Origin of the sequence: Candidatus Berkiella aquae (genome assembly GCF_001431295.2) — a bacterium.
Classification (GTDB): domain Bacteria; phylum Pseudomonadota; class Gammaproteobacteria; order Berkiellales; family Berkiellaceae; genus Berkiella; species Berkiella aquae.
Window position 1 is genome coordinate 40,468 of record NZ_LKAJ02000001.1, and the last position, 21,719, is coordinate 62,186.

Sequence of the window (21,719 nt, forward strand, 5' to 3'; positions counted from 1 at the left end):
ACCTTTTTAGTATTCGTTAAGTGCTCGGCGTTGTTGCACAAAGGCAAACACCGCTCCAAGCCAGCCTAATAAGATGCTGGCCACTAGGAAGGCAACTGTATCGTAGAACGTTAGGTTTTCCAAGGTGAATATCCCCTGATACAACGATAGAAGCTGCTCAGTGGGAGAAGTCAGCGCATGCACGACACAATAGGTGACTAAAAGGGCAATCATGCCGCCAAAAGTGCCATAAAGCATACCGCGATATAAGAAAGGACGTCGAATAAAGGCCTGAGTTGCACCAATCAAATTTAATACTTCCATTTCTTCGTGATGGCGTTCAAGTGATAAGCGAATGGTATTACCCACCATCAAGACCACACCAAAGCCAATTAATAAATACAAAAGATGCGCTAGTGTTTTGCCAAAGAAGAAAGAGGGTAAGTTTTTCTAACCAATCATAATCAAAAGCAGCGCTTTTTACGGCATTCATTTTGCCAAGCGTATTTTTCATCAACAATAATTCTGAGCGCGTGGTTTGTTTAGTATTGAGTTCCATGGTCACAACACCAGGTAAAGGGTTTTCACCTAGCAGTAATAACGTATCTGTTAACCCTGATGCGGCTTCAAATTCTTGCAGTGTTTTTTCAGGGCCTAAATAAGCTGCTTTTTTGACGAAAGGATATTCTTTGATTTTTTGTAAAATGGTATCAATTTCTTTGGTTGTCGCATTTTGATTCAAATAGAGTGTAATCGCAGAGCTTTGATCAAAACCTTGGCTGAGATGCGAAATATTTTTAACGAATAAATATAGGCTCATGGGAAGTGATAAACAAATTCCCATCGCTAAAATCGAAAAAACCGTTGTTAACGGAGAAATAGAAAGATTTCGCAAACTTAATTTGCACGCCATAAAATGCGCGGTCAAATATCGCTTCAGTGATTCACGCCATGGTGTGGTGGGGGCGGAGCTGCGTTTTTTCATTTTCGCATTAGCCATGGACTACCTCATTTTCCGATTCTGTGGTGGTGAGCAACTGACCCTGAGCAAGATTAATTTTTCGGTAAGGGAAGCTATCAAGCAGGCGTATATCATGTGAGGCAATTAGCACGGTGACACCGACTTGGTGGAAACGTTCAAATAATTTCATAATTTCTAATGAAAGCTCAGGATCAAGGTTTCCAGTTGGCTCATCAGCGAGTAAAAAACGCGGTTTATGGACCACAGCTCGTGCTATACCAACGCGTTGTTGTTCGCCTTCTGAGAGCATGGGCGGTTTAAAATGTTCTTTTTCGAGTAATCCGACTCTTTCAAGTGCTGCGCGTACTCGTCTTGAAGTATCGTAACGGTCGAATCCTGCAATCATGAGGGGCATGGCAACGTTTTCAAAAATCGTATAATTGCTTAATAGTTTAGGGTTTTGCGAGATAAATCCGAGTTTTCGTCGATAAAAGGGAATTTTAGCAGGGACGATTTGTGATAAATTTTTGCCACCCACCACAATGTGGCCCCTAGTCGGTTCTTCTAACAATGCAATTAATTTCAGTAAAGTTGATTTACCCGCACCAGAATGCCCTTGCAAAAAAACCATTTCGCCACTTGTAATTTCAAGGGAAACATTGCTAAGGGCAATGTGGCCGTTGGGATACTTTTTCGTAACATTGAAAAATGTGATCACGTGCCTTCCTTGGATAACCTAAATATTAATCATAACAAGCAACGTTGTATTTTGGAAAGCACAACCCATTGTTAGAAAGAAAACTTATTCTTCATTCGCATTGGAATCAAACAAGGCATTCACAAAAGCATTGGCTTCAAAGGGACGCAGGTCATCCACTTTTTCACCGACGCCGATAAAGCGAATAGGTAAATTCAATTTATTAGCGATAGCAAAAATAATGCCACCTTTTGCGGTGCCATCGAGTTTGGTAAGCGCAATGCCGGTTACACCCATCACTTCGTGAAATTTTTGTGCTTGCGCTAAGGCATTTTGACCTTGGCTTGCATCCAAAACAAGGAGGACTTCATGCGGAGCATTAGGGTCTAATTTTTGCAAAACCCGTTTAACTTTTTTGAGTTCATCCATCAAATTGTCACGCGTATGTAGCCGACCGGCGGTGTCAGCAATGAGAACATCGATTTGTTTTGCTTTGGCAGATTGAAAAGCATCAAAGATAACCGAAGCGCTATCAGCACCGGTATGTTGTGCAGTAACGGGTACTTGGTTACGCTCTCCCCAGACCGATAATTGTTCAATTGCGGCGGCGCGGAAGGTGTCACCTGCCGCTAACATGACGCTGTAGCCATCTTTTTGGCACTTTTTAGCCAATTTGCCAATGGTGGTTGTTTTTCCTGCACCATTGACACCAATCATGAGAATCACAAAAGGACGAATAAGTCCCATGGTGAGAGGTTGTTCACAGGGCAATAGCATATCCGTTAAAGCTTTTTGCAAAGCGCGATAGACAGCTTGAGGGTCATTTAATTCTTTGCGGCTTATCCCTTTGGTTAATTTTTCAATAATCAGTTGCGTTGCTTCAACGCCGACATCGGCTGTTAAGAGTTGGGTTTCAATTTGCTCTAAAAGATCATCATCAATTTCCTTCTTTCCTAGAAAGAGACTCGCTAACCCTTCGGTCAATGACGATCGGGTGCGCGATAAAGAGCTTTTAAGGCGAGAGAACCATGAGGTCGAGGCTGGCGCTTGTGCACTTTCTTCAGTTTGTTTTGCAACTTCTTGTGGTGCTTCTTCTTTAATATCTGGTAGTGTGCCGGCTGGTAGCGGATTGTCGCTTTCAGAGGGGCACTCAACAGCGCTCTCACCTTCTAAGGAAGGGGTTTTATCACTCGAATCATTGGGATCTTTGGGGGATGATCCATCGTCCTTTTTACGTCGGAAAAATCTCAGCATACATGGGCCTAAAGGTGATAGTACTGGCTAAACAAAGAAAATAGGGTATCCTACCATTAGTTACTTAGAGGTAAAGAGCCAAAGGTGGTTTAATCGCATGAAAACAAGGATGATGAAGTCGGCTAGCTTAATTTTTGGGGTCATATTAACGTGGAGTTTACAAAGCGTGGCAACGGAAAAACCCATTACGAAAGAACATCAATTACAAAATGGCCTTAAGATTTTAGTGAGAGAAGACCATCGGGCGCCAGTCGTTGTTTCGCAAATCTGGTACAAAGTCGGGTCTTCTGATGAGTATCGAGGTATTACCGGGATTTCACATGCTTTAGAGCATATGATGTTTCAAGGAACGCCAACCTTACCTGGCGATGGATTTGCACAGCTAATCTCTGAGTATGGCGGGCAAAATAATGCTTTTACCGGTGATGATTATACCGCTTACTACGAAGAGCTAGACGCATCACACCTTGATATTAGCTTCAAATCTGAGGCTGATAGAATGACCAATCTGTTGATTGCACCTGAAGCGTTTGCCAAAGAAATTAAAGTCGTGATGGAAGAGCGACGCATGCGTACGGATGATAATCCACAGAATTTAACTTGGGAACGCTTTATGGCGATTGCCAATGTCATGGGTCCTTATCATCATCCAGTCATTGGTTGGCAAGATGATTTGGATCATATGAGTGCGCAAGATTTAAAAGCGTGGTATCAACAATGGTATACACCCAGCAATGCGACGATTGTGGTTGTTGGTGATGTTGAAGCAGATAAAGTATTTTCATTAGCAGACAAATATTTTGGAAAAATACCTGCAAGACCTGCACCTAAAACTAAAACAAAGAATGAATTAACCGCATTAGGTGAAAAGCGGATTAAGGTACATCTACCAGCAAAATTACCCTATGCTATCTGGGGATTTGATGCGCCCAGCATTAAAACCGCTAAAGACGAAAAAGAGGTTTATGCGCTTTTAGTGGCAAGCGCCATCTTAGATGGGGGCGAAAGTTCTCGTTTTTCTAGGTTCTTGGTGCGAGGCGAACAAGTTGCGGCAGCATTAAACACCAATTACGATATTTTTAAACAATATGGTTCACAATTTATAATCACCGGTGTTCCAACGCAAGGACATACCATCGCTGAGCTTGAAGGCAAAGTGCTTGCCCAATTAGAAAAATTGCAAAATGAGCCAGTCAGCCTCGAAGAATTACAAAAGGTTAAAACGCAAATTTTAGCGCAAGAAATCTTTGAGAAAGATTCGATGTCCCAACAAGCAACCTTTTTAGGATTGTTAGAAACGGTTGGTTTGCCTTGGCAATTAGCAGATCAATTTACTGAAAAAGTAAAAGCGGTGACAGTACATGATGTACAAGCAGCTGCTAAAAAATATTTTAATGTTCAGAACATTACCGTCGCTGAGCTTATTCCTGAAAAAGAAATGGTTAACTAAGGAACAGTACCATGACAAGTGAGACAGCAGAAAAATCACATTTAGGCCGGTGGCTTGCAATTGCGCTGATTGCTATTGCGCTTGTAGGTGTATTGTTATTTGTTAAATATAAATATTATCCATCGCCAGAAACATTACCGGCGCAAGGGGGAGAGTTGGCAAAGATGATGGGCATTCAGAATAAAGCGCCTCAAAAATTGGATTCATACAAAGAAGTTAAAGGTGTTTTAAATATTCAATATTGGGTAACGCCACAAGGGGTACCGGTTTATTTTGTGCCAGTACCAACCTTACCCATGGTTGATATTCAACTAGTTTTTGATGCGGGTGCTGCGCGAAATGGCGACAAAGGTGGGTTAGCCTATCTTACCAATACCTTATTATCAGAAGGCACAGCAAAACTAAGCGCCGATCAAATTGCTGAAAATTTCGAGAAATTAGGGGCACAATATAGTGCGGAGTCACAACGTGATATGGCCTCACTTCATTTGCGAAGCTTGTCAGAACCGGCACAATTAGTACCTGCAGTACAAACTTTAGCGGAGCTTGTCAGCCATCCATCCTTTCCTGAACAAGGCTTTAAACGCGAACAACAAAATGCATTGAGTGCTTTGAAACAACAATCACAAAGTCCTAATCAAGTTGCGAGTAAAGCATTTTATAGCGCTCTTTATCCTAATCAACCTTATTCAAACTGGGTTTTAGGGGATGAGGCTTCTATTGCAGCCTTAACGGTGGCAGATGTTAAAGCGTTCTTTAACCAATATTATGTTGCTAAAAATGTTGCAGTGACAATTGTTGGGGATTTAACTTCTACTGAGGCAGATTCGATTGCACAAACGTTAGTAAAAGATATGGCATTAGGGGAAAAACCGAAAGCGATTCCAGAAGTAACTAATTTACAGCAGAACGTTGTAAAAAAAGTTAATTTTCCTTCTGCGCAAACCCATATTTTGTTAGGTGAACCAGGTGTTAAGCATGGCGATCCAGAATACTATGCGTTGTATTTAGGTAATCATATCTTAGGTGGCAATGGCTCAGTAACTCGTATCTTTGACATTATCCGTAATAAGAATGGTTTAGCTTATTCTGCTTATAGCTATTTTGTACCCATGCGAGAACGTGGGCCTTTTGTTTTAGGTTGTCAAACCCGTAATGATCAAGCCGATAAAGCGCTAGAATTGATGCAAGGCCTATTACATGATTTTGTCGAAAAAGGCCCAAGCGATGCTGAGATAGAACAAGCAAAGAAAAATTTATTAGGCGGTTATGCACTACGTTTTGATAGTAATGCTTCGATTAGTCAACAGATCTCAGCGCTTGCTTTTTATGGTTTACCGCTTGATCACTTTGACAAATTTAAGCCTGCCATTGAAAAAGTCGATGCTAAAGATATTAAAGAGGCATTCCAAAAACATATCTTAACGAAGAATATGGTCGTTGTGATGGTGGGTGGCGAGCAGAAGCCCGAAGTACCCAAAACTTAACGGATGCGTACAAAAGATCAAGGTACGATACGCATTATCGGCGGGAAATGGCGTGGTCGACAAATTAAGGTGCTACCGCATATTGGTGTTAGACCGACGCCTTCTCGTGTTCGTGAGACCGTTTTTAATTGGCTCATAGGACATCTGATAGATGCACAGTGCCTAGATCTATTTGCTGGCAGCGGTGCTTTGGGATTTGAAGCTTTATCGCGTGGTGCTAAAAAAGTCACCTTCGTTGATGCTCAAACGCCGATTGTCAAAAATTTAAATGATACAGCTCTTCGTTTAGAAGCACACAGAGAATGTGAAATTATTTTATCGGATGGCTTGCGTTATTTACGTCATTTACCCTCCAATCAGCAACCCTTAGATATTATCTTTCTTGATCCACCCTTTGCGACCGATCTATTGAGTAAATGTTTATCATTACTAGCTTGTCATCCACTGGTCAGTGAAAATACTCTTCTTTATATAGAAACGGATAAACCGATATTGCCAGAAAAATTACCATCAGGATGGCAATTATTGAAGCAAAAAGTGGCAGGAGAAGTGGCCTATCATTTAGTGCAAGGTGCAAACCCATGAAGACTTATTTAGTGGGTGGCGCTGTGCGCGATGAACTTTTAGGATTAAATGTCACCGAACGCGATTGGGTTGTGGTTGGTGCTAAAGCCCAGGAATTGCTTGATTTAGGTTTTATCAATGTGGGTAAATCCTTTCCTGTTTTTTTGCATCCAGTGACTAAAGAAGAATATGCTCTTGCTCGTATCGAGCGTAAAACAGCAGGGGGATATCATGGCTTTGATTTTGATATCTCTCATGTGACATTAGAAGAAGATTTGATGAGACGTGATTTGACCATTAACGCAATGGCAAAGTCTGAATCAGGAGAAATTATTGATCCTTATGGTGGACAACAAGATCTCCAGCAAAAATTATTGCGACACGTTTCTCCTGCGTTTATCGAAGATCCCGTTAGAGTGTTAAGAGTTGCTCGTTTTGCTGCGCGCTATGCTCAATTAGGTTTTACTGTTGCACCGCAGACGATGATGTTGATGCAAAAGATGGTGAAACAAGGTGAAATTGATTATTTAGTAAAAGAGCGGATCTGGAAGGAAATGCAGCGCGCTTTAACAGAGCCCAATCCTGTGGCTTTTATTCAGGTGTTGCGAGAATCAGGCGCCTTGAAAGTGATTTTGCCTGAAGTGGATGCGCTCTATGGCGTGCCTCAATCACCGACATCTCATCCTGAAATTGATACAGGTGTCCATACTGAATTAGTTTTAGCACAAGCAACGCGTTTAAGTCAGGACCCACAGATACGCTTTGCGGCGTTACTGCACGATCTAGGCAAAGCTTTAACGCCGGCTGAATATTTGCCCAAGCATCCTCAACATGAACTTAAAAGCGCACAATTGGTTAAGCAATTATGTGAACGTTTACATGTACCTAAAGAGTATCAAGGTTTAGCGGAAATCGTTGCGAGATATCATGGCGATTGCTATAGCGCGCCTTCGCTCTCGGCAAGCGCTTTGCTTGATTTATTAGAGCGTTGCGATGCTTTTCGTCGTCCTGCTCGATTTATGCAAATGATCATCGCCTGCACAGCAGATTTTAAAGGGCGTCCAGGGTTTGAAGACAAAGAGTATCCACCAGGAAAAATCCTGGAAGAAGCGTTTTATGCTGCTAAAGACCTCGATCTTTCACAAGCTATCGCAAAACTTCCTGATAAGTCAGGCCTTGTTATCGCAGATACAATCAAAGCGTTGCGAGTCGCAGCCATTGCCAATGCATTAAAGATAGCTATCCATTAGTCAGTAGCAACGAGCTTCGATTTGCGTATAATGTTGGGTTGCTTAGCTGTTTCGGTCTTTTTTACAGGGCGTCTTTTATAAAGGTAGAGCAAACCCCCACCCACCAGCATGGCACAAGCAACACCACCACAGAGATTTGAATTTTCACTACACCAATCTAACCCTTCCATGACGCGAGTAGGAAGTAGCTCTTCTAATTTAAAGAGCCCATTGGTTTCATGACATAAAATGTCTCCGGGATGACAAAGGGGTGGCAGTAAAGAGGGGAACCAAGCAAGCAGTTGTAAGTGCGCTTTGTTTCGTAACATTCGTGGCAAGTGCGACATTGTTGACAAACAGCGATCAATAAATGCAAACATATCCGACCTCATAGCATACCTATCATTGGTTTAAGTATAAAAAGGGATTGGTGATCTGCAATGATTGGTGAGATATGCAGTATAGATATTTAAGTTAGCTACTTTAAAGATATAAGCGCAAAGAGCCCAAATAAGATTAAAATGAAGCCACTTGTGCGATTTAACCATTGCATGGCAGATTCAGGTAACTTGTGGTGCACAAGATGAATACCACCACACAGAATGACCCACCACAGTAATGAGCCCATAAAAACACCAAGAACAATTAAACTAGCTTCCTGAAAATGAGCGCCATTTTGAATAATACCTAAGCCTGAATAGATGGCAAGAAAGGATAAAATAGTGGCTGGGTTAGTGATAGTTAAGAGAAAGGTAGAGAAGAAATCTTGCCATAGGCTCTTGGCGGCGTCTTGGGGAGCATTGGGTTTATGTGGAGAAAAAAAGATCTTAAGCCCAAGATATCCGAGAAAAAGCCCACCTAATATGCGAATAAGTATTTCATATCGCAGCAACAGTGTGGAAACGGCAACAAAGCCGGCGCCTGCAATGCAGCCATAGAATGCATCAGCAAAGGCGGCTCCTAAGCCAGATAGTAGCCCAGCAGCGATGCCTGCTTTCAATGTACGGTTTATGCAGAGGATACCAATTGGACCAACAGGGGCCGCGATGGAGAAACCAATGATAAAGCCCTTAAGGAATAATAGAAGCAGCATAATCCTATTTGCCGAACTAAAACTTATACTATGTCTGATGTCAGGGAATTGTGCAATCTAAGCAAAATCGTTTTATAATCCGGGACTTAAAAATAGGACACCCAGAGATAACCTGACGGAATATGAAGAATGCCTGCTGAAATACCGAAAACACCCATCCGATTTATCGCCCATTTCATTAAGCCTTACCAAGGGTACATGCTGCTCTTTTTGTTGTGTATGATAGTGTCTGGCTTACATGGCGTTATTCATTCCTACCTAACCAAGATAATTATTGATTCAGTTGATAAAACCAATGGAAGCAATGTTTTTCAAGCAGCACTGTGGCCGGCAATATTTTTTATTATTGGTTATGAGATACATAACCTTTCCTGGCGCGGCGCCAATTTTGTCAATTTAAGAATACAAGCACCGATTAAAGAAAGTATTATCAAACACACTTTCACCATGGTGCATAAACAAGCCTATCAGTTTTTTCATGATACTTTTGCCGGCAGCATTGCAAGTAACATTCACATTTTAGTCGAAAGTATTGAGATGGCATTGCATCATCATTTGATGCATGTTGTGCGTGGTACCATATTATTAGTAGCATCGCTTATTAGTATGTATTTTGTGAATCCTTTATTTTTTATTACGCTGTTGGCTTGGATGGTAGGTTTTGTTTCGATTAGTTTTTTTGTCTCAAAGAAAGTGAAACAATTTTCCGATGCTTATGCGAGAAGCCAATCGGAGGTTTCAGGGCGCATTGTTGATAGTATTACCAACGCGCAAAATGTGCGCATTTTTTCTGCAGCACGTTATGAGAGAAGCTATTTGGAAAAATTTCTTTCCATTATGAAAAATCGCTTTCAAGTCAAAGAACGGTTTTTGCTTATTTTCTATTTAATGCAAGGGATCTCGATTTCGGTTCTGATTGCGGCTATGTTATACATTTTGATTCATTTAAAATCAAAAGGGTTAGTAACGACAGGTGATTTTGCGTTGATATTAACCTTAACCATTTATGTTACTGATCATTCCTGGTGGCTAACTGAGCAGATCAATCATTTACATAGTTATTATGGAAAGTGTCAGCAATGCTTAGTGTCTCTTTATAAACCGCTGGATATACAAGACCGTGAAAATGCAGAACCCTTGATGGTAACCAAGGGTCAAATTGTCTTTGATAAAGTAAAATTTCATTACAAGGGCGCACAAGGATTATTTGAAGATAAATCGGTAACGATTGAGCCTGGACAAAAAGTGGGATTGGTTGGTTATTCTGGGGGCGGCAAAACGACTTTCGCTAACTTGATTATGCGCCTTTATGATATCAAACAAGGTCGGATTCTGATTGATGGCAAAGACATTAAAGAGGTTACCCAAGATTCACTCAATAAAGCGATTGGCTTGATTCCACAAGATCCTTCGCTGTTTCATCGTACGCTCAAAGAGAATATACGTTATGGGCGTTTAGATGCCAGTGAAGAGGATGTGGTTAATGCCGCACGTAAAGCCCATGCGGATGAGTTTATCAATAAATTACCGCTTGGATATGATGCATTAGTGGGCGATCGGGGTGTTAAATTGTCAGGGGGGCAACGTCAGCGAGTTGCGATTGCAAGAGCCTTCTTAAAAAATGCGCCTATCCTTATTCTAGATGAAGCCACTAGTCAGCTAGATTCAGTCACCGAAAATATGATTCAACAGAGTTTGTGGGAGTTGATGCAAGATAAAACAACGATTGTGATTGCTCACCGCTTATCCACCTTGTTGCATATGGACAGAATTTTAGTATTTGAAAAAGGCAAAATCGTTGAGGATGGCACGCATCAGGAATTATTAGCGAGCAATGGCTTATACAAAGCGCTATGGGATGCACAAGTGGGTGGATTCATTGTGGATAATGCGGAAGAAACGCAAGAATTAGAGGAAAGCCTTGCATAATGATGCTTTCGATTCGTGAACCCAGTGTACAAGATGAAGCTATTTTCTTGGCAATGACGCAGGCAAGTCGAAAACTGCATCACCCATGGGTTAACGCACCATTAACCCATGAAGATTATGTTCAGTATTTAGTGCGTCAAGCGCTGCCCAATCAGAAAAATTTTTTGGTTTTTGGTATGAATCATGAGCTGGTTGGCGTTTTTAATATCAGTGAGATTGTGAGGGGTGGTTTTCAGAGCGCCTATTTGGGTTTTTACGGCGCCTTATCCTTTCAAGGCCAAGGCTTAATGAGCCAAGGATTACAATTAGTATTGCGTGAAATTTTCACCACACTTGCGCTTCATCGTATAGAAGCGAATATTCAACCACAAAATATCCGATCTATCGCATTGGTAAAACGTTGTGGTTTTCGTAAAGAGGGATTTTCTGAGCGCTATTTACAAATAGATAATGAATGGCGCGATCATGAGCGATGGGCAATAACAATTGAAGACTGGCAAAATCAAGGAAGGTAAAGATGAGAAATTTAAATAAAAATGAAATTCACCAAGTGAGTGGTGCTAATACCACGGTTTTAAAATTAACCGCAGTTGAAATGGATATTTTAGTGACCCATTCAACAAGGTTCGTTGGCTCAGGAACTTATGGTGGACATCGGCTCAATATGATCATTTATGCCAATGAAATACATGATTTAAATGATCAACTATTACCTTTTAATCTTAGTGAACCCGTCTATTATAATGGTCACAAGATCATGGCCAACGCGATTGATGGTGGCCATATCTATAAAATATTATTTAATCAAGGATGATGGCATTGGATAATAAGTTGCACCTTTTATCGAGTTGAGGAAATGATCATCGTGCGAAACGATGATCATGGTTCCAGGATATTGATTCAAGGTTGTAATCAAATGGTTTTTTGTGGATAAGTCAAGATTGTTGGTTATTTCATCAAGCAGCAAAAGAGAAGGCATTTTTGCAGCAATCATGGCAAGCATCAATCTTGCTTTCTCACCACCTGAAAGTGTCGTCATTGGAGCATAGACAATCTCATTTTCCTTAAAAAGAAAATCAGCAAGGTGTTGTCTCAATTTAGTCAGAGGCCAATGACATACTTTTTGTAATGCACAAAGCGGTGTACTTTCTATGGGCAAAGATTGATAATGCTGATCGTAATAGCCTATTTCATCTATTTTAGGTAATTGCCAAAATCCTGTTTTAATAACTTCTGGATCATTCATTATTGCCTTGAGTAACGTTGTTTTGCCACAGCCATTGTCACCTTGAATGAGAATACGATCATGACGATTAACCGTTAACGAGAGCCGCTCACACAGGATTTGCCTTTCATAGCCAAAACTCCCGTTATCAATGTAGACCAAAGACGTTTTATCGCATTGTCTTGCAGGCAGCTGAAAATGGGGTGCAAGCGTTGGAATTGTTAAAGCTGCACGCTCTTGTGCTAGCACCTGTTTTTGATTAGCAATCAAGGCTTGTCTATTAACATGGGATTTGATGTGACGAGCTGCTTTGGTTTTACTGGTAACCGTTGGCCATTTACGCTGTTGAATATTTTTTTCACCACGTTGTCGACTTTGTGCTGCGCGCTGCTCTGCTTGCATTAAAGATTGATGACAGGCAATCTGTTGTTGACGAAGTATTTTGCGTTTTTCCTCAACGGCGTTGAGTGCTTTTGCTTGATTGTTTAAAAAATCTTGATAATTTCCGAGAAAAATTTGAATTTTCTCTGATTCAATATGCCATATCCTTTCGCAACAGGTGTTAATGAAGGTTAAATCATGCGAAATAACAATTAAGGTGCCTTGATAGCGGTTAAGCATTTTCATTAATGAGTGGCGCTTTTTGCTATCAAGGTGATTGGTTGGTTCATCTAATAGGAGTAAATCAGGCTGTTGACGCAACGCCTGCGTTAAAGCGTGTTGGAAATGCTCACTGCCACTCATGGGATGATTATTATCAATAAGTTGTGGGACATAGCCAATAGCGAGCGCAGGAGGGAAGCGGATCTCGCCTTGAGAGGGAAGGGAATTTCCAGCAAGCATTTGTAATAAGCTGCTTTTGCCTGCGCCATTGGGGCCTACAATCGCAATTCGATCGCCTGGGTTAATTTGCGACGAAAATTCAGAAAAACAAGTTTTATGGGGGAAAACAAGTGCAATTGCTTGTAATAAAATCGGATGCATGAATAATCTCTCATTCTGTTTTACCCCTTGGGGTATTGAAACGTGTAACAGCTATTTAATGAGAGAGGTGATTCATGATACGTTATGCTCCGATTTTACGCAGATGTGAATATTTTTAGTACACCTTTGTAAAAAAATCAAGTATTTTGTATTTTTGGCGATATAAAGAGCAAAGAAGCCGTATGGTTTGGGGTCATGGCAAAAAATTTTCCATCACAATTACTCTCAAATATTGTCAAAGTGCATGGCAAGGTTGGAGAAGAATGGCTTGCCTCTCTTAATGAGAGAGTTGATCATTTTGCTAAAATATGGGGTTTGACGCAATTAAATGCATTATCTCCTTTAACTTATCATTATGTATTAAGCGCCCATAAAAAAGACTATGCACAGCCAGTGGTTTTAAAATTAGGCGTTCCCAATCCAGAATTATCAAGAGAAATATCCGCATTGAGACAGTATCATGGAAAAGGTGCTCCTTTATTAATTGAACATGATGCAAAACAAGGCGCTTTGCTCATGGATGCCGTTGTGCCAGGGACGACCTTAAAAAGCTATTTTCCTTTGCATGAAGCAGCAACGTTGCCTATTGTCGCTAAAGTCATTCAACAATTACACCTTGTTAAAATGCCAGACAGTACTGATTTTGTAACGATTCAACAATGGCATCGAAGTTTAATGCTTGCAAAAGCTTCAACATTCATACCCGAAGACATATTGGCGCAAGCACAACAATTGTCAGAGCAATTAATTGCAACGCAAACAAAAACCGTGTTATTGCATGGTGATTTACATCATGACAATATTTTAGTTGGTAAAAATAATACCTGGCTTGCAATCGATCCTAAAGGAATTATTGGCGATCCTACTTATGAAGTGGGTGCCTTCATTCGTAATCCTATCCCCCAATTATTGCAACAAAGTGATGCAAAGGCCATTATGCGCCAACGAATTGCAGGCTTAGCCAGTATTTTAAAATTCGATCCGGATAGGGTTATCCAGTGGGCTTTTGTTCAAGCCGTCCTCGCTGCTTGTTGGTCTATTGAAGAAAATGATAAGGCTAGTGCGGATTACTTCATGCGTTGTGCTAAGTTTTTAAAACATGGCTAATGCTATTATTATACCATTATCAAGTTAGTCCTTATCTCTAGAGGTGAGCTCATGCAACAGTTTCAACATATTTTATTTGTGAGTCATGGCATAGAACATGATCTCAATGCAATGAAACAAGCACTGAGCCTTGCCCATAATAATCAAGCACAACTGAATATCCTTATTGTGACTCCCCCTTTTCCTCGGGCGTTAGATGCTTATAAAACGGCTTATCAACAGGCGCTGGTTGAAAAATTACAAAAATCTGCGATATCACTTCAAGCAGAACTCGGTATTCATATATCCCAAGCTATCGATATTGCTTTTGAAACAACCAAGCCACAAGAAATTCATATTATTCAACGAGTCATTCGTGAGGGATATGATTTACTGATCAAGGCAGTTGAATCCAATGATGAGAATGAAGGATTCAAAGCATTAGATATGGAATTAGTTCGAAAATGCCCATGCCCTGTTTGGCTATTTCGTGCTCGCAACCCATTGTTAGAAACGGCACGAGTTGCCGTTGCGATTGATCCAGAGATCGAAGAAAAAAGAGAAGAAGAGCTTTCGATTAAATTATTGCAAGTTGCTGATTCATTGTCGGCCACTTTAAAATCTGAACTTTCAATCATTACCTGTTGGGACTACCCCTTAGAAAATACCTTGAGAAACAGCCCATTTATTGGGATAGAGCCAGAACATATAGAAACGATTGTGCATGAACAAGATATTAATCATCGAAAATCGCTAGATTTCTTAATTAATCAAGCAAATCTGGTAGGGCCGATGCAGATATATCATAAAAGAGGGTTGCCAGACATGGTGATCCCACAATTAATAACCGAGCTCAATATTGATGTTTTAATCATGGGTACGATTGGACGAACTGGGATCCCAGGCTTCATTATTGGCAATACCGCTGAAAATGTCTTGCAAAAAATTAGCTGCTCGTTACTTGCCTTAAAGCCAAATGGTTTTATTTCTCCCGTCAAATCTAGTTAATGCTCAATCGCGCAGCTTTATACTTCAAGTCATGCTTTGAATATGGCACAATGCTGCCCTTAAAGATTTCTGATGAGAAGCAAAATGAGCAATATCTGGGATAAAACAATCGATATCCATGAAGGACTGGTACGTCATCTGTTAAAAGAACAGTTTGCTCTAACGGTAGAAAACTTTTCGATACTGGGTGAGGGATTTGATAATAGTGCATTTTTAATTAACAATGAATGGGTCTTTCGGTTTCCCCATCGTAAAGAAGCTTATCATCCTATGCTAAATGAGATCATGTTGCTGCCCTATTTTAAAAAGCACTTATCATTTGCGTTACCTGATTTAACTTATATTGGCCAAGCAACCAGCGAATATCCGTATCCATTTGCAGGATATAGACAACTATCAGGGCAATTTTTGTGTCAAGCGCAACGCCCTTTCGTCAAAGATCATCACTTCGCGAGCTCACTGGGCCAGTGGCTAAAAGAATTACATCAGTTACCTATCCTTTCTGAACATGAAAGTAAGCTTGAAGGTGATCAAGGCTGGCGTTTAGATATTACAGGACGAATTGCGAAGATTGCTGATACCTTAGAACAATATGGTGATTATTTTTTAGCAGCAGGATTAGATGCGACGCAGATTAATGAATGTATGCATTCATTTGAACACCTGCACATTTTTGATTCCCAAAAAGTTTATTTACATGGTGATTTATATGCAAAGCATATTATGGTCACTCAAGAGGGTAAGCCGCTTGGATTGATTGACTGGGGTGATACGCATATTGGTCATCCAGCCATCGATTTATCAGTAGCTATCATGCTATTTGAACAAGAAGCACTACAAGCTTTTTTTGATACCTATGGGGCGGTCGACCATGCGCTCATCGACATCGCTATATTTAGAGCATTAAGTCACGCGGTGGTTGCTTATGCCTATTTCTGCCAGATCAATGATTTTTCAACAATGTGGTGGACTGAAGCGGCTATTCGGAATGCGTTGCACTTGCTTACTTCATAATGCATTCTGGATTGGTAACAATAGGTAGTGAAAATAATGCATGATCAAATGGGATAATCGGTGCATATAATGATTGAAAATATCGATTAAATTGCTCTTGAGAGAGGGCATTGATCTGAATGTTGTCAATACCACTGCGATTGTTCATATAAATAGGCACAAAACGTACACCATTGATAATCGTTTGTGTGGGTGTCTTGGTAAAACCTAGCAACAGTACCATGCTGCTGCGATTTTTAGGGGAACCTTGATAGCTGACGAAGTTTCCTAATGAATAGCTGATTAACGTTTGACGTCCATCGTTGGTAGAAAAGGTTTCAACGGGTTGTAATACATGAGGATGTGAACCAATCACCGCGCTGGCGCCAGCATTTAAGACGTCCTTTGCAAATTCCTTTTGTGCACGATTAGGAAAGGTTTGATATTCTTCGCCCCAATGCGGCGATACAATAATAATATCAACTTGTTTCTTCAGATCACGGATCGTATTAATCATCGTGCTTCGATCAGCACTATGGTAGCAATTAAATACTTGATGATGTTTATCAGGGATCCCATTGGTGTGTTCAGCACAAGCAAGCCACGCAATTTTAAATCCTTTGCGCTCTAGAAGAGTATACCAGCTTGTTGTGGCATTCTTGGCTTTTGCTCCAATATGTGCAAGCTGGTGTTGATCTAAAGTTTCAATCGTTTTATCAATGCCTAATGAGTCACGATCAAGAATGTGATTATTGGCATTCGAAACAATATCAAAGCCAGAGGTTTTAAGCGAAGCCGCAACACTGGGATGATAATTAAAAGAAGGGAAACGAGAAAGAAAATAAGTTTTCCATAGCAGTGGATCAGCTACTTGCTGCCCATTAGGCAATAATCCAACCCCAATTGGCCCTTCTAAATTACCATAAGTGATATCAGCAGCTTCAAAGTAAGGTATAAGATCAGGCCATAAACTGGCAAAACCGTGATCGGCGGCCTTTCGCTGTAAAGGATAGTGAAACAACAAATCGCCCACCGCAGCAATGGTGAGTTGTTTACCCTTATCACAGGCATGGGGAAATTGTAGGGCTTCACGAGCCAAAGAAAATGAACAATGAAAGCACAATAATGCTAGGCAGGCTATGGTTTTCACACCTTTTTATCGGCACGCTTTGCTTCTTTATATACCGCATGAATGAGCAGTTATACAATGACAATGTCTTCTAATAAACGTTTAACATCCTTCTTCATATTAGGACGAGTTTGATGGCGATTATCGTAAAGGAGGCTGAGCAAACAAATCAATTCTTTTAATTTAATGCGGGTTTGCCAATGCGCTGGTAAAGATTCTGCTTTATCTTCAATGCCTTGAATAAACGAATCTTGATAGATGCGAGGTAATCGATGGCTATAACGAAGAAAGAGCCCCATATCTAATAAATAAGAATCTGCTAATGCAAATTCCCAATCCAGCAAAGCAGCAATTTGATAAGTATCGTTATGCTTTTTGACTAAGATATTACTAGGATCGAAGTCAGCATGGGTTAAGTTTGCTTTGGTTTGATCCAATAATAAGAACGCATGTTCCTTAATATAATCCGCTAGTGCTTGAAGCAAAGAATCTCCTAAATAATGAGCAATGATGGGTTCATTGCAACAGAGATTGAATAGTGCATCTAAAGTATGGTCAGCACTAAAAGGTTGAATGCTTAAATCGGGATTAAAAAAACCGGCTTGTTGAAATGGAATATGTCGTAACTGATTCAAAAGCTTGCCAGCACTGAACGCACATTCGACTATATCCGTTGTGCTGCCCTTAACTATCACATCGCGCATTAATTCACCTTCTACCCATTCCATAATGGCATAGGGATAGGCTAGGTTTTTAAAAGAGCTATCAGTATAGTGAATTTTTGGGATAGGAATTTTGTCCTGAACAAGTTGATGAATTTGGATTTCACGTGAAAGAGCAAATTGATCACGTAGATAAATGCGAAGCAATACAGTGAGCCCCGAGCGAAAGATGACTTTGTAATTAGCATTGGCACAGCCGCTGCCCATCAAAAAGCAAGATTGTATCGGCTCCTGAGTAAAAGGTGCGAGCAAAGCAAGCAATTCATCATCTTTGATAAAGAAGGTTTCACTTGCTCGTTCCCAATCTATTTTGAATAGAGATGTATTCATTTTGATTTATAGCTATATTAATTTCAGAGGTTCAGCGTGCGGCATGATATAAGATGTACCATCTGATTTTTTTCCATCAAATGCAAGATAATCTTCATTCTCCACAAAATTCCCTTTGCCTAACAAAATACAACATGCAGCACCAAACATAGAATGTGAAAATAAGATTATTTTTTTATGAGTATAGTTACTTTCTAACCATTGTAGAACCCTGGCTGCTCGTACAAGAAGATTACAGAAACTTTCTGCAACTTGATACTTTCCAGAGCCATTGAAGCCGGAACTTTTGATTAAAGCATTTTGATCTTTGTAAAATAAATGGCAAGCATCATCATCATCCAAATCGCAAATGCGGCGGTTATCCCAAGATCCAAAGGATAATTCTCTTGAATCATTTAAAACATGGTATTTATGCCATAAATTATAACGTTCTATCAATGGAATACCTGTCTCTTTGGCTCTTGCAAGTGGACTATGAAAAATAATATCGGGTTCCCATCCCCGGTTTAAAAATTGCTGCTCAATGTTATTTGCAGCGTTAATGGCTTGTTGTTTGCCAAGTTCGGTAAGCTGATTGATTTGTTCATCAACATCCCCTTGATATATTCGATGTGCATAATTTTTGATATTAGTGGCGACCATTTCTTTATCAATTGTGCCAAAAGAAGAAATTTGACCGCAATTGCCAAAGGTTTCTCCATGTCTTATAAATACCAATTCAAAGTTTAAATGAAAGGGAGTGAAATGTTTGGCATATCTTAAATGACCTCTTGCGGCATCTACTAGCAATCCAAGTTGATGCATCGTATCCATGACATGTCTCCTATTCGACGATAAAGCGACTAAAGTAATGTTCTTCTACTTCTTCGCATAAATATCCTGATAAATTGCTACGATAATTTGCTAAATCTTGATGATCGGATAAATTTTTGATCTGAATTTTGCTGTGGGTGGTGACAGCCAATTGATAGTTTTGAATAGCATCTTCCCATTGCTTATTAGCACAATAAAGCCGTCCTAGACTGTTGTGAAAAAACGCAAGTTCTTTCAGATCATCCGGTTGTTTATTTGTGATAGCATTATACTGGATGATGCTTCGTTGATACGCCTGTATGGCTAATTTATAGAGTTTGTATTGAGCGAGGTAAAAGCCAGCAAAGTAATAGTATCTCCCAATCCGTCTATGGTTATTATCACTAGAATTTGAAATGTTCGATTTAATAATCGTCTCTATCGTGGCTGTTTCGAAGAGTGAATGAATTACTTTGGCAGACACAAGCGGAGACAACAATAGATAATATAAAAGACTTAAACCATCTGATGTTCTAAACCCTTCATCTCGATAATCGAGTTTGTGAGAATGCTCATTGAGCAACATATTGACATGTCGCTCTTGAGTGCCATCTTCAAATAGAGCAAATATATTATTTTTTTTAATATATTTAATGAAAGATAATGTATGCTCCTTTTCATAAAAAAGTACACACCAACTCAATAAATTGCAATCTTTGCTCTGAGAAACATTCGGGCGGTGCCCGCTTTCAAGCAAATGAGATAATGCCGCTTTATTTGCATGTAATGACGCAATTGAAAGCAAACTTAGTGGATATGTCGATTCAGTATCCTCAATGTTAGACCTGTTGAGTATAAAATCGTTTCCTTGAAATGAGTGATTCATTTTGGTATTGATAGTTTTCATCAGTCCGAATTTCCAATTGTTTAAATTTGTTTAAAATACGATTAACTAAAAGGTAATCTTCTTGATAAACATATCCAGGATAACTACCCTTTCCATAAGGGCCTGTATAACAAATAATATCCATTACATTATTCGATTTGTTGAAAATGTTTTGAATTTTTTGGCATTCAGAATTATTCGGATCAATTTGTTTTATGGCATATAAAATGCCTGCAGCAATTGCTCCTTCTAAGCGAGGTGTTGCAATTTTTAGAGAATGCTTTTTATGAAGATCTAATACGCCTCTAATGCATCCATCTTTTATTAATTTCCTAAGAGGATCCCTTGCAACGCGAATGATGGGATCATGAGTACTACTTTTGCAATGCTTAAGAAATGTTGATTTAAGAAATTCAAATTCATGTTGTTTTATATCAGGATATTCAGCCTGTAAAATTGGTGCAATTTCATACTTCATCATTTCTTGAATATAAGTAAGAATGTAAGGATTTTTAATGGCACTTGCAATAGTATCATATCCCATTAACCCACCTAACCATGCCAGGGTAGCATGGGGTCCGTTTATGAATTTATTTTTTAATGATATATATTGATCTAAATTCTTAACCGCTTTAATGGCAGGTAATCTTGGTATTTCTGGGATATCGTTAGGAGCATATAAAACAAAACTGAGTTCAGCATTAAAAAGATTAAATTGGAGTTTCTTCCTTTTTATCATTTTAATTAACTTTAGAGGAGAAGATAGTAACTCATCAATTTGTTGTTCTTTACTTCTTTTTCGATCAAAACAATTGGTTAAGGAAATTTGATTGGAAATTTGCTTTTTTAATTGTTGGAGAAGCAATTTTCTATCGATTTTGCTGACAATTCGGTCTACCATTGTGGGGATAAATCGGATATTTGCAAGAATTCGTTTACAGTAATCTTGATCATGTAGCTCTTGCAGCATTGCATTAAAAACTTGTTTTTTAATAAACTTGGCACAATCAGGTTTGTTCATCAAGACAAAAATTTTAAGACCTGCTTGATCATGTTTGTAGCGTTCAATAAGCCCTTTGGCAATTTGATTTGCAGAAGCTAAAACGCCTTCTTCAGTCAAACAAATAGCCATTATATTCGCATGAAGATATAAATTTTCGATGTTTTTGCTGTGCCTTGAATAAATCATATTAATATTATTGACACACGTTTTTTTATTTTGCGCGCCATCATCATGCTGGATCCAAAATTGATGATTGCTATTGATTAGCAAATTAGTAAATTTATCGCTAGAAGTCGCCACAATATTATATTCAAAGGGACTCTGTGAAATGATATCAGCCATTAAACCAAGACCAATGTATCCTCCACCATGAATTGCAAAAATACGCTTTTTATTTCGCTCTAAACGTGAGCGAATTTTTTTACAAATGGTATTCATCTTCGGTGGTAGACTATTACCAAATTGAGATAAGTTTAATTTGATATCTGTTAGGGTAGAATTCTCGATAGTGGCTTCATTGAGAATGTCGAGAATCGTTTCGGCACTCTCTTTTCTTAATTTGGGTAATATCAGTGTTTCAAGAAAGCTTGTATTTTTAATAATTGATGCGACGCAGGCATAATCTAAGAGAACTTCACTTGAAAGATCCATACATTCTCCCTTAGCACGGGAGTTTTCTGATGAAAACATGCAAACCTCCATTGAATATTCATAACAAACAATGAAAGCCAGCTAAATAGTGTGTATGGTATTAACGACCCTTAACACTATAAAATAGGCATTTTTATCCAAATAAAAGACTATTGCTGGATATTAATTGTTTGTGTATGAAGTATTTTTTCATATCAGATACTTTGTAGTCTAAGTATTATTTTAAGCTTTGTCAAAAATGCGCTGATAATACAATCGGTTATAACT

Annotated in this window: 22 protein-coding genes; 10 read left to right on the forward strand and 12 right to left on the reverse strand. The window is 39.4% G+C overall.

The window, feature by feature from the left end:
- Nucleotides 1-6: 6 nt before the first annotated feature.
- The 4 genes from HT99x_RS00180 to ftsY all read right to left on the reverse strand — a co-directional run bounded on the left by HT99x_RS00180 (nt 7) and on the right by ftsY (nt 2,891).
- Entirely contained in the window at nt 7-351 is a 345-nt protein-coding gene (locus HT99x_RS00180; protein ID WP_259566979.1) for a cell division protein FtsX, read from the reverse strand.
- Complete coding sequence (locus tag HT99x_RS00185) at nt 341-979, reverse strand: cell division protein FtsX (protein WP_259564975.1); 639 nt, start codon at nt 977-979, stop codon at nt 341-343. The genes HT99x_RS00180 and HT99x_RS00185 overlap by 11 nt, the downstream gene beginning before the upstream one ends.
- Nucleotides 972-1,658 carry a cell division ATP-binding protein FtsE gene (locus HT99x_RS00190; RefSeq protein ID WP_075067376.1) on the reverse strand — a complete coding sequence of 229 codons (687 nt, stop codon included), beginning with the start codon at nt 1,656-1,658 and terminating at the stop codon, nt 972-974. The genes HT99x_RS00185 and HT99x_RS00190 overlap by 8 nt, the downstream gene beginning before the upstream one ends.
- 84 nt (nt 1,659-1,742) lie before the next feature.
- Nucleotides 1,743-2,891 carry a signal recognition particle-docking protein FtsY gene (ftsY, locus tag HT99x_RS00195; protein ID WP_075067377.1) on the reverse strand — a complete coding sequence of 383 codons (1,149 nt, stop codon included), beginning with the start codon at nt 2,889-2,891 and terminating at the stop codon, nt 1,743-1,745.
- 97 nt (nt 2,892-2,988) lie between these two features.
- On the opposite strand from ftsY, the gene HT99x_RS00200 reads away from it, so the two are divergent.
- From HT99x_RS00200 to HT99x_RS00215, 4 genes are read left to right on the forward strand one after another with little or no spacing between them, the layout of a single operon-like run.
- Complete coding sequence (locus HT99x_RS00200; RefSeq protein ID WP_259564978.1) at nt 2,989-4,341, forward strand: M16 family metallopeptidase; 1,353 nt, start codon at nt 2,989-2,991, stop codon at nt 4,339-4,341.
- Nucleotides 4,342-4,352: 11 nt separating this feature from the next.
- Nucleotides 4,353-5,828 carry an insulinase family protein gene (locus HT99x_RS00205; protein WP_083482973.1) on the forward strand — a complete coding sequence of 492 codons (1,476 nt, stop codon included), beginning with the start codon at nt 4,353-4,355 and terminating at the stop codon, nt 5,826-5,828.
- 3 nt (nt 5,829-5,831) lie between these two features.
- Nucleotides 5,832-6,413, forward strand: coding sequence for a 16S rRNA (guanine(966)-N(2))-methyltransferase RsmD (gene rsmD / locus HT99x_RS00210; RefSeq protein WP_075067378.1), 582 nt, complete (start codon nt 5,832-5,834; stop codon nt 6,411-6,413).
- On the forward strand, nt 6,410-7,642 hold the full coding sequence (locus HT99x_RS00215) for a multifunctional CCA addition/repair protein (RefSeq protein WP_075067379.1): 1,233 nt from the start codon (nt 6,410-6,412) through the stop codon (nt 7,640-7,642). The genes rsmD and HT99x_RS00215 overlap by 4 nt, the downstream gene beginning before the upstream one ends.
- On the opposite strand, the gene HT99x_RS00220 is transcribed toward HT99x_RS00215, so the two are convergent.
- Complete coding sequence (locus HT99x_RS00220; RefSeq protein ID WP_075067380.1) at nt 7,639-8,001, reverse strand: hypothetical protein; 363 nt, start codon at nt 7,999-8,001, stop codon at nt 7,639-7,641. The genes HT99x_RS00215 and HT99x_RS00220 overlap by 4 nt on opposite strands.
- A 98-nt stretch (nt 8,002-8,099) precedes the next feature.
- Nucleotides 8,100-8,714 carry a LysE family transporter gene (locus tag HT99x_RS00225; protein ID WP_075067381.1) on the reverse strand — a complete coding sequence of 205 codons (615 nt, stop codon included), beginning with the start codon at nt 8,712-8,714 and terminating at the stop codon, nt 8,100-8,102.
- 129 nt (nt 8,715-8,843) lie between these two features.
- Between HT99x_RS00225 and HT99x_RS00230 the strand changes: the two genes are divergently transcribed.
- The 3 genes from HT99x_RS00230 to HT99x_RS00240 are packed head-to-tail and all read left to right on the forward strand — an operon-like array spanning nt 8,844 to nt 11,457.
- Nucleotides 8,844-10,643, forward strand: coding sequence for an ATP-binding cassette domain-containing protein (locus HT99x_RS00230; RefSeq protein WP_075067382.1), 1,800 nt, complete (start codon nt 8,844-8,846; stop codon nt 10,641-10,643).
- Nucleotides 10,643-11,158: a GNAT family N-acetyltransferase gene (locus tag HT99x_RS00235; protein ID WP_235528471.1), complete on the forward strand. Its 516-nt coding sequence runs from the start codon at nt 10,643-10,645 to the stop codon at nt 11,156-11,158. Before HT99x_RS00230 ends, HT99x_RS00235 begins: the two co-directional genes overlap by 1 nt.
- Nucleotides 11,159-11,160: 2 nt before the next feature.
- Nucleotides 11,161-11,457, forward strand: coding sequence for a hypothetical protein (locus HT99x_RS00240; RefSeq protein ID WP_075067383.1), 297 nt, complete (start codon nt 11,161-11,163; stop codon nt 11,455-11,457).
- Here HT99x_RS00240 and HT99x_RS00245 read toward each other — a convergent pair.
- A complete protein-coding gene (locus HT99x_RS00245; protein WP_075067384.1) occupies nt 11,440-12,852 on the reverse strand; it encodes an ABC-F family ATP-binding cassette domain-containing protein in 1,413 nt (470 codons plus the stop codon). The two genes, HT99x_RS00240 and HT99x_RS00245, sit on opposite strands and share 18 nt — an antisense overlap.
- 195 nt (nt 12,853-13,047) lie before the next feature.
- On the opposite strand from HT99x_RS00245, the gene HT99x_RS00250 reads away from it, so the two are divergent.
- From HT99x_RS00250 to HT99x_RS00260, 3 genes are all read left to right on the forward strand, one after another.
- Nucleotides 13,048-13,959 (forward strand): aminoglycoside phosphotransferase family protein, encoded by a 912-nt coding sequence (locus tag HT99x_RS00250; RefSeq protein ID WP_075067385.1) that lies wholly within the window; start codon nt 13,048-13,050, stop codon nt 13,957-13,959.
- 51 nt (nt 13,960-14,010) lie between these two features.
- Nucleotides 14,011-14,946 carry a universal stress protein gene (locus HT99x_RS00255; protein ID WP_075067386.1) on the forward strand — a complete coding sequence of 312 codons (936 nt, stop codon included), beginning with the start codon at nt 14,011-14,013 and terminating at the stop codon, nt 14,944-14,946.
- A gap of 84 nt (nt 14,947-15,030) precedes the next feature.
- On the forward strand, nt 15,031-15,960 hold the full coding sequence (locus tag HT99x_RS00260; RefSeq protein ID WP_075067387.1) for a phosphotransferase: 930 nt from the start codon (nt 15,031-15,033) through the stop codon (nt 15,958-15,960).
- Here the strand turns inward: HT99x_RS00260 and HT99x_RS00265 are convergent.
- From HT99x_RS00265 to HT99x_RS00285, 5 genes are all read right to left on the reverse strand, one after another.
- Entirely contained in the window at nt 15,950-17,089 is a 1,140-nt protein-coding gene (locus HT99x_RS00265) for a CapA family protein (RefSeq protein WP_075067388.1), read from the reverse strand. The genes HT99x_RS00260 and HT99x_RS00265 overlap by 11 nt on opposite strands.
- Nucleotides 17,090-17,139: 50 nt before the next feature.
- Complete coding sequence (locus HT99x_RS00270; RefSeq protein ID WP_075067389.1) at nt 17,140-18,120, reverse strand: phosphotransferase; 981 nt, start codon at nt 18,118-18,120, stop codon at nt 17,140-17,142.
- A 12-nt stretch (nt 18,121-18,132) separates the two neighbouring features.
- Nucleotides 18,133-18,933, reverse strand: a complete 801-nt coding sequence (locus HT99x_RS00275; protein WP_075067390.1) for a histidine phosphatase family protein — start codon at nt 18,931-18,933, stop codon at nt 18,133-18,135.
- A 10-nt stretch (nt 18,934-18,943) separates the two neighbouring features.
- Nucleotides 18,944-19,615, reverse strand: coding sequence for a hypothetical protein (locus tag HT99x_RS00280; RefSeq protein WP_158003418.1), 672 nt, complete (start codon nt 19,613-19,615; stop codon nt 18,944-18,946).
- A gap of 136 nt (nt 19,616-19,751) precedes the next feature.
- Entirely contained in the window at nt 19,752-21,452 is a 1,701-nt protein-coding gene (locus HT99x_RS00285) for a mannitol dehydrogenase family protein (RefSeq protein ID WP_075067392.1), read from the reverse strand.
- Between the last annotated feature and the right edge of the window lie 267 nt (nt 21,453-21,719).